The sequence below is a fragment of the Xanthobacter sp. BG11Y11_SDJG genome (assembly GCF_057364445.1).
This window is the reverse complement of the sequence record NZ_JBNFNU010000186.1, coordinates 1-8,028: the sequence shown is the minus strand read 5'-3', so window position 1 is coordinate 8,028 and position 8,028 is coordinate 1. Positions and strand designations below refer to the sequence as shown.

Below are 8,028 nucleotides of genomic sequence, written 5' to 3'. Positions count from 1 at the left end.
GCCCAGAAAGCGCCCGCACCACGCCCGCCACCTCGACCGGCGCGCCGCCTCCTGGGTGGTGCGCGGCCTGCCGGACGACGCGCCGCTGCCGCTGTTCGCCGCGGCGGACGCGCGCGAGACCGGGGCCGAGGCGGCGGCGGCGCTGCCCGCCATGTCGCTCGGTGAGCATGTGGTGGAGGACTATCGCAGCGCCCGCCTGTCGCTGAAGGCCCATCCCATGGCGCTGCTGCGCCCGCTCTACGACCGCGACAAGGTGCTGACCTGCGCGGCCACCTCGGCGCTGCGCGACGGCGCCTTCGCGCGCACCGCCGGCGTGGTGCTGGTGCGCCAGCGGCCGGGCAACGGCAAGGCGATCTTCATCACGCTGGAGGACGAGACCGGCGTCACCAACGTGGTGCTGTGGGCGCGCACCTTCGAGCGCTTCCGCCGCGAGGTGATGGGCGCGCGGCTGCTGCTGGTGGAGGGCCTGGTGCAGAAGAGCGAGGAAGGCGTGGTCCATCTCATGGCGCGCCGCCTCACCGACCGCAGCGCCGACCTCGGCCATCTCGGCGCGCCGCGCCCGCCGGTGATCGAGCCCGCGCGCGCCGACGAGTTCCGCCGCCCGCAATATCCCCGCGCCCGCCATCCGCGCGAGGTGCGCGTCCTGCCCAAGTCGCGGGACTTCCACTGACGCCGACGGCGCCGCGCCGAGGCCGTGTCAGTCCGCCGCGACCGCGAAGCGCCGCGCCATGGCCTTGCGGCTCACCTTGCCGTTGGCCGTGCGCTCGATCTGGTCGACCACCACCACCCGGCGCGGGCACTTATAGGCGGCGAGGTGCCGCCCGCAATAAGCGAGCACCGCCGCCTCAATGAGCGCGGCGCCGGGGCGCGGCACCACGAAGGCGGTGATGACGCTTACGTCCGCGCGCACCCGCGTCTCGGCCACCGCCACCTCCAGCACGCCGGGGCAGTCGGCGAGCGCGGTCTCCACCTCCAGCGGCGAGACGCGGTAGCCGAGCGCGTTCATCACGTCGTCGTTGCGGCCGTGGAACCAGAGCCAGCCGTCGGCGTCGAAGGCCGCAAGGTCGCCGCCCACGAACCAGTCGCCGCGCATCACCGCCGCCTCCTCCTCCGGCCGCGCCAGTAGCCGAGCATGAGGCCGGGGTCGGAGCGGTGCACGGCGAGCAGACCGGTCTCTCCCGCCGGCAGCGGATCGGTGCCGCCCTCCACCGGCAGCACGCTGACGCGCCGACCGCGCTGCCGGGCGCCCCGGCGAGCCAAGGCGGATCGGCGCGCCGGGGCGCGAGGAGATGAAAGTCGAGATTTCGCTCATGCCAAGCGATTCATAGATCCAGGTGCCGGTGGCCGCGTGCCACTCTTCGATCAGGCGCGGGGCCAGCGCCTCCCCCGCCGCCACGGCGTGGCGCAGGCGCGACAGGTCGAAGCGGGCGATGTCGCAGGCCTTCAGGACCTGCCGGAACACGGTCGGCACCGCGGCGAAGATGGTGGCGCCGTAGGCCTCGATCAGGCGCGGCCACACGGCGGGGTCGCGCGGGCCGTTATAGAGCACCGCCGTCGCCCCCTGCGCCCACGGGTCGGTGAGGCCGACGCCGAGCGTGTAGGTCCAGTTCACCGCGCCCGCATGCAGCAGCACGTCCGCCTCGGTGAGGCCGAGCCAGTCGGCATACATGGGCCGGCGGCCGAGGATGGCGCGCTGGGCGTGCAGCACGCCCTTGGGCCGGCTGGTGGTGCCGGAGGTGTAGACGAGGTAGGCCGGATCGTCCGCTTGCGTCGGCGCGAAGTCGGCCGCGGGCGGGGCGGCAGCGAGCGCCGCCATCGCGTCCGGGTCGAGGATGCGCAGATGGGCAAGGCCGGCGCGCTCGGCGAGGTGGTCCGGCCCGAGTACCACGGCGGCCGCGCCGGAATCGTCCGCGAGCGCGCGCACCTCCTCCAGCGTGAGCTGGGACGAGGTGGGCTGCGCCACGAAGCCGGCCGCGATGGCGGCGAGAAAGGCGATGACGAAGCCCGCATCGTTGCCGGCGCGGATCAGGATGCGCGCGCCCGGCTCCAGCCCAAGGCCGGCGAAGCCGGCTGCGAGGCGGCGTACCTTCCCGTCGAGATCGCCATAGGTCCAGCGCTCGGCGCCGTCCGCCCCCACCAGGATGAGTGCCGTCTTGCCCGGCGCCCGGGCCGCATGCGCGAGGCAGTGTCCGGCGAGGTTGAAGCGGGCCGAAGGGTCGATGCCGTGCGGGGCGGGGGCATCGGACGAAAGCGGGGAGGGGGCCATGGTCGCGGTTCGGGCGGTCTCGGATCGGGAAAAGGCAGCTTAGGCGAGTTGGCGCCATCGGCACCAGCCGCGGCGGACACGTCCAAGAATGGCGCGCACGCATGGCGCGGGCTGCCTTGGCGCCGGGCTGCGCCCGCCACATGGCTCGGCTGCCGGCCACCCGCGCCAGGGCGTTGTTCCGGCGCACGTTTCGGCCTATTTCGGACGGTTCGCGCCCGGTTGCGCCGCGCGAAAGCCGAGAGCCCGCCCGTGACGCATCCCCCAGCCGAGCTGTCCCACGCCGACGTGCGCCGCATCATCCTCGGCATCATGCTGGCGATGTTCCTCGGCGCGCTCGACCAGACCATCGTCGCCACCGCGCTGCCCACCATCGGCGCCGAGTTCGGCGATTTCGCCAACCTGCCCTGGGTGGTGACGTCCTATCTTCTGGCCGCAACCGTGGCGACGCCGCTGTACGGCAAGCTCTCCGACATCCGCGGCCGGCGCGTGATGCTGCTGATCTCGGTGGCGGTGTTCTCGCTCGCGTCGGTGGCCTGCGCGCTGGCGCCGAACCTGCTCTTCCTGATCGTCGCCCGGGCGGTGCAGGGGCTCGGCGGCGGCGGGCTGATCTCGCTCGCCCAGACCATCATCGCCGACGTGGTGGCGCCGCGCGAGCGGCCGCGCTACCAAGCGCAGATCGCCGCCGTGTTCGCCGCCGCCAGCATCCTCGGGCCGTCATGGGCGGCCTGTTCGCCCAGCATCTGCACTGGACGCTGATCTTCTGGATCAACCTGCCCATGGGCGCGGCCGCCTATCTCATGACCGACCGCACGCTGCGCCGCCTGCCGCGCCACGACCGCCGCCACGATCTCGATGCGCCCGGGGCGGCCCTCATGGGCCTGTCGGCGCTGGTCCTGCTGCTGGCGCTCAACTGGGGCGGCGTGCGCCTGCCCTGGGGCTCGCCGGAGATAGTCGGCATGCTCGCCGCCAGCCTCGCGCTGGGCCTGCTCTTCATGTGGCGCATCCGCACCGCGCGCGAACCCTTCATCTCGCTCGACATGCTCACCGACCCGGTGGTGGGGCGCGCCGTTCCCGCGGCGTTCGCGGCGGCGGGCACGATGGTCGGCCTCTCCATCTTCGTGCCGCTCTATTTCGAGACCGTGCGCGGGCTCAGCGCCAGCCAGTCGGGTCTGGCCCTGATCCCGCTCATGGGCGGCATCGTCTGCGGCGCGGTGATGTCGGGCCGGCTTCTGGCGCGCCTCACCCACTACAAGCGGCCGGGCATGATCGGCTGCGCGTCCTCCGCGCTGCTGCTCGCCGCCTTCGCGCTCGCGCCCGGGAGCCTGCCGCTGCCGGCGCTGGTGGCGGGGCTCGCCGTGGTCGGGGTCGGCATCGGCACGGTGCTGCCCATGACCACCATCGCCATCCAGAACGCGGTCACGCCGCACCGCATGGGCACCGCCACGGGGCTGATGAACTTCTCCCGCCAGCTCGGCGGGGCGATGGTGGTGGCGGTGCTGGGCGCGGTGCTGCTGGGTTTTGCCGGCCGCACCTCCGGCCACGACATGGAAGAGTTGGCGCGCCACGCGGCGCCCGAGGCGCTGGCCGGCGGCTTCTCTTATGTGTTCGCCACCGCCGCGCTGGTGCTCGCCATGGGCTTCGGCTTCCTCGTCGCCATGGCCGAGCGCCCGCTGCGGTCCAGTGTGCGCGCCGCCGCCGAGGAGGCCGCCGGCATCGCCGAATAGGGCGTCGCGGCGGCGCGCCCGCGGCCGCCGCGCGGGTTGCCTTACTCTGCCGCTTACTCTGCCGCTTACTCTGCCGCTTTCTTGGCCGCCGGCTTCTTCGCGGGGGCCTTCTTCGCCGCCGGCTTCTTGGTGGAAGCCTTCTTGGCCGGCGCCTTCTTCGGCGCGTCGTCGGCGGACTTGGCCGGCGCCTTGCGGCCGCGGGCGGGCTTCGACGGGCTCGACGCGGCCTTGGCGTCGATGATGGTCACCGCCTCGGCGAGCGTCAGCGCCTCCGGGTCCACCGACTTCGGCAGCGTGGCGTTGACCTTGCCGTGGTTGACGTAGGGCCCGAACCGCCCGGCGCGCACGGTGATCGGTCCGCCATGAACCGGATGGTCGCCCAAGGTGCGGCCCGCCGGCGTGCCGCCGCGCCCGCCTCGGCCCTTGGACTGCTTCTCGGCGATCAAAGTCACCGCCCGGTTGAGGCCGATGGCGAGGATGTCGTCGCCGTCCTCGATATTGGCGTAGGTGCGCCCGTGCTGGACATAGGGCCCGTAGCGGCCGATGCCGGCGAGGATCGGCTCGCCGTCCTCGGGATGGCGGCCCACCTCGCGCGGCAAAGCGAGCAGCTTCAGCGCGGTCTCCAGGTCCACGTCGGCGGGGGCGAGGCCCTTGGGCAAAGAGGAGCGCTTCGGCTTCTCCCCGTCCTTGCCTTCGCCGAGCTGGAGATAGGTGCCGAAGCGGCCGGTGCGAACCGTTACCTCTTCGCCGCTCTCCGGGTCGAGGCCGATGACCCTCTTGCCGTCGCCCTCGGGGGCGGCGTCGCCGGTGAGCGGGCGGGTGTGGCGGCAGTCGGGATAGTTGGAGCAGCCGATGAAGGCGCCGAACTTGCCCATCTTCAGCGACAGCCGCCCGGTGCCGCAGGTGGGGCACAGACGCGGATCGGTGCCGTCTTCCCGCGGCGGGAAGATGTGGGCGGTGAGCATCTCGTCCAGCGCATCGAGCACCTGGGAGACGCGCAGGTCCCTGGTGGCCTCCACGGCGGCGTGGAAGTCCTGCCAGAAGGCGCGCAGCACCTCCTTCCAGTCGATCTCGGCGGCGGAGACCTCGTCGAGCTTCTCCTCCAGATCGGCGGTGAAGTCGTATTCCACGTAGCGCTTGAAGAAGCTCTCCAGGAAGGCGGTGACGAGCCGGCCCTTGTCCTCCGGCACGAGGCGCTTCTTCTCGAGCTTGACGTATTCGCGGTCGCGCAGCACGGCGAGCACGGCCGCGTAGGTGGAGGGACGGCCGATGCCGAGCTCCTCCATGCGCTTGACGAGCGAGGCCTCCGAATAGCGCGGCGGCGGCTCGGTGAAGTGCTGGGTGGTGGTGATCTCGCGCCGGTCGAGACCCTCGCCCGCGCTCATGGCGGGCAGGCGGCGGCTCTCCTCGTCCTCGTCCTCGTCGTCCTTGCCCTCGCGATAGAGGGTGAGGAAGCCGTCGAACTTCACCACCGTGCCGGTGGCGGTGAGGTCGAGCACGCGCCCGCCGGCCTTCGCCTCGATGTCGGCGGTGGTGCGCTCCAGCTCGGCCGATTCCATCTGGCTCGCCACCGTGCGGGTCCAGATCAGCTCGTAGAGCTTGGCCTGCTCGCCGTCGAGGTGGCGCGCCGCCTCGCGCGGATGGCGCGCGGGATCGGTCGGGCGGATGGCCTCGTGGGCTTCCTGGGCGTTCTTGGCCTTGGTGGTGTACTTGCGCGGCACGCCGGGCAGGTATTTCGGGCCGAACTGCTTGGCGATGGCGTTGCGCGTCGCCGCCACCGCCTCGGGCGCCATGTCGACGCCGTCGGTGCGCATATAGGTGATGAGGCCGACCGTCTCGCCGCCCACGTCGACGCCCTCATAAAGGCGCTGGGCGATCTGCATGGTGCGCGCCGGGGCGAGGCCGAGCTTGCGGCTTGCCTCCTGCTGCAGGGTGGAGGTGGTGAAGGGCGGCTGCGGGTGGCGCCGCACCGGCTTCGCCTCCACCGAGCGCACGCGGAAATCGGCAGCGTCCAGCGCGGCGCGGAAGGCCTTCGCCTCCTCGGCCGTGCCCACCGAGAGGCGGGTGATCTTCTTGCCGTCGGCGCCGGACAGGCGCGCCTCGAACTCCTCCTTGCGGGGGGTGGCGAGGCGGGCGGTGATGGACCAGTATTCCCGGGCGACGAAGGTCTCGATCTCGCGCTCGCGCTCGCAGACGAGGCGCAGCGCCACCGACTGCACGCGCCCCGCCGAGCGGGCGCCGGGCAGCTTGCGCCACAGCACCGGCGAGAGCGTGAAGCCGACGAGATAATCGAGGGCGCGGCGGGCGAGATAGGCGTCCACCAGCGCCACGTCGATGGCGCGCGGCGCCTTCATGGCCTCCAGCACCGCCTGCTTGGTGATGGCGTTGAACACCACGCGCTCGACCTTCTGGTCCTTGAGCGCCTTTTTGTGCCGCAGCACCTCCAGCACGTGCCAGGAGATCGCCTCGCCCTCGCGGTCCGGGTCGGTGGCGAGGATCAGGGCGTCGGCCCCTTTGACCGCACTGGCGATCTCGTTGAGCCGCTTCTGCGCCTTGGGATCCACCTCCCAGAGCATGCGGAAGTCCTGGTCCGGATCGACCGAGCCGTCCTTGGAGGGAAGGTCGCGCACGTGGCCGTAGGACGCGATGACCTCGTAGCCGGGGCCGAGATATTTGTTGATCGTCTTCGCTTTGGCCGGCGATTCGACGATGACGACCTGCATGGGTGTCCCGTGTCTTTCCATGAGCCCGGGAGCCAAGAACGATGCGCCGCGACGGCCCTTCCAGGCCCGCGCCGATCATCTCTCCCGCCCCCGCTTTGCCCCGCCGCGACCGGCCATGGGCGGGCCGCTGGCACGGCCGCCCCCGTGCGGCGGCCGCGAGCGGAGGTGGCCGCAACATGGGCAGCCGAGCGCCGTGTGTCAAATCGCCCGCCATCGGGGGCGATCCAGGGCCGAGACAGGCGACATACAACCCTAGGTAAGTTTATTGTTTCGTATTCCCTTTATGAGAGTGAAAGGCGTTCCCCTACCTCGCGACTCCCAGGATCGATTCATGGTGGACTTTCCGTCCTCTCAGGGTGGGCCTGCCACGCAGGAGGTGGCGGCCTATGTGGAATCGCTCGCCACCGAGCTGGCGCGCCTCGCGCGCAGCCACAACCTGCCCACTTTGGCCTATCTCCTGGATATGGCGCGCCTGGAGGCGCGCAACGTGGTGCTTTCCCAGGCCCCGGACGAACCGGCCGGCGGCCGCCGCACCTGAAGCCGCCCGATCCGGCGAAACACCGTGCGCCGGTCCGGGAGGCGGGCCTATCTGAGCGCCACGCGCCCCGGGGCCGGGCCGATCGAGCCGCCCGGCGAGTTCAAGCTCGAGGAGCACGATCTGCACTTCGGCGGCGCTCGCGCCCGACAGGCGGATCAGTTCGTCGACCGCGGCGGGCATCGGCGAGAGCAGCTCCAGGATGCGGGGCGCGCACGTCCTCCCCCGGGGCGCCGGCGGCGGTGCGGGCTGGCGCGGCGCCGCGAGGTCGTTGGAGGCGTCGGGCAGCCGTCCGATCATGGGCGCGAGCACGCTCTGACGTCCGCAGCCTCGGTGACGAGGTCGCACCCTGTTTCAGCAGCCGGTTGGTGCCGCCGGCGCGGGGGTCGAGCGGCGAGCCGGGCACGGCGAACACCTCGCGCCCCTGCTCGCCGGCGAGGCGCGCCGTGATGAGCGAGCCCGAGCGCTCCGCCGCCTCCACCACCACCACCCCCAGGGACAGGCCCGAGACCAGCCGGTTGCGGCGCGGGAAGTCGCGTGCCCGCGGCTCCCAGGCGATCGGCATTCGGAGACCAGGACGCCGCGCTCGGCGATGGTCTCGATCAGTTCAGGTTCTCGGGCGGATAGGGCCGGGCCAGCCCGCCGGCAAACACGCCGATGGTGCCGCTCTCAAGGCTCGCCTCGTGGGCCGCGGCGTCGATGCCGCGGGCGAGGCCGGACACCACGATCCACCCCGCCGCGCCGAGATCGCGGGCGAGGCGGGCGGCGAAGCTGCGGCCG

3 protein-coding genes and 3 pseudogenes are annotated in these 8,028 nt (G+C 72.3%); 3 read left to right on the top strand and 3 right to left on the bottom strand.

Annotated elements, in window-relative coordinates; translation table 11 throughout:
• Positions 1-670 (top strand): OB-fold nucleic acid binding domain-containing protein (locus AC2W7M_RS15115; protein WP_486133061.1); only part of this gene is annotated, 670 nt, incomplete at its 5' end.
• Between the two features lie 27 nt (positions 671-697).
• On the opposite strand, the pseudogene AC2W7M_RS15110 reads toward AC2W7M_RS15115, so the two are convergent.
• A pseudogene (locus AC2W7M_RS15110) lies at positions 698-2,266 on the bottom strand (class I adenylate-forming enzyme family protein).
• On the opposite strand from AC2W7M_RS15110, the pseudogene AC2W7M_RS15105 reads away from it, so the two are divergent.
• A pseudogene (locus AC2W7M_RS15105) lies at positions 2,174-3,990 on the top strand (MDR family MFS transporter). The pseudogenes AC2W7M_RS15110 and AC2W7M_RS15105 sit on opposite strands and share 93 nt — an antisense overlap.
• 65 nt (positions 3,991-4,055) lie before the next feature.
• Here the strand turns inward: AC2W7M_RS15105 and topA are convergent.
• On the bottom strand, positions 4,056-6,713 hold the full coding sequence (gene topA, locus AC2W7M_RS15100; protein WP_486133060.1) for a type I DNA topoisomerase: 2,658 nt from the start codon (positions 6,711-6,713) through the stop codon (positions 4,056-4,058).
• Between the two features lie 331 nt (positions 6,714-7,044).
• Between topA and AC2W7M_RS15095 the strand changes: the two genes are divergently transcribed.
• Positions 7,045-7,251 carry a hypothetical protein gene (locus AC2W7M_RS15095; RefSeq protein WP_486133062.1) on the top strand — a complete coding sequence of 69 codons (207 nt, stop codon included), beginning with the start codon at positions 7,045-7,047 and terminating at the stop codon, positions 7,249-7,251.
• Positions 7,252-7,323: 72 nt separating this feature from the next.
• Here the strand turns inward: AC2W7M_RS15095 and AC2W7M_RS15090 are convergent.
• Positions 7,324-8,028 (bottom strand): annotated as a pseudogene (locus AC2W7M_RS15090) (DNA-processing protein DprA); the annotation flags it as partial.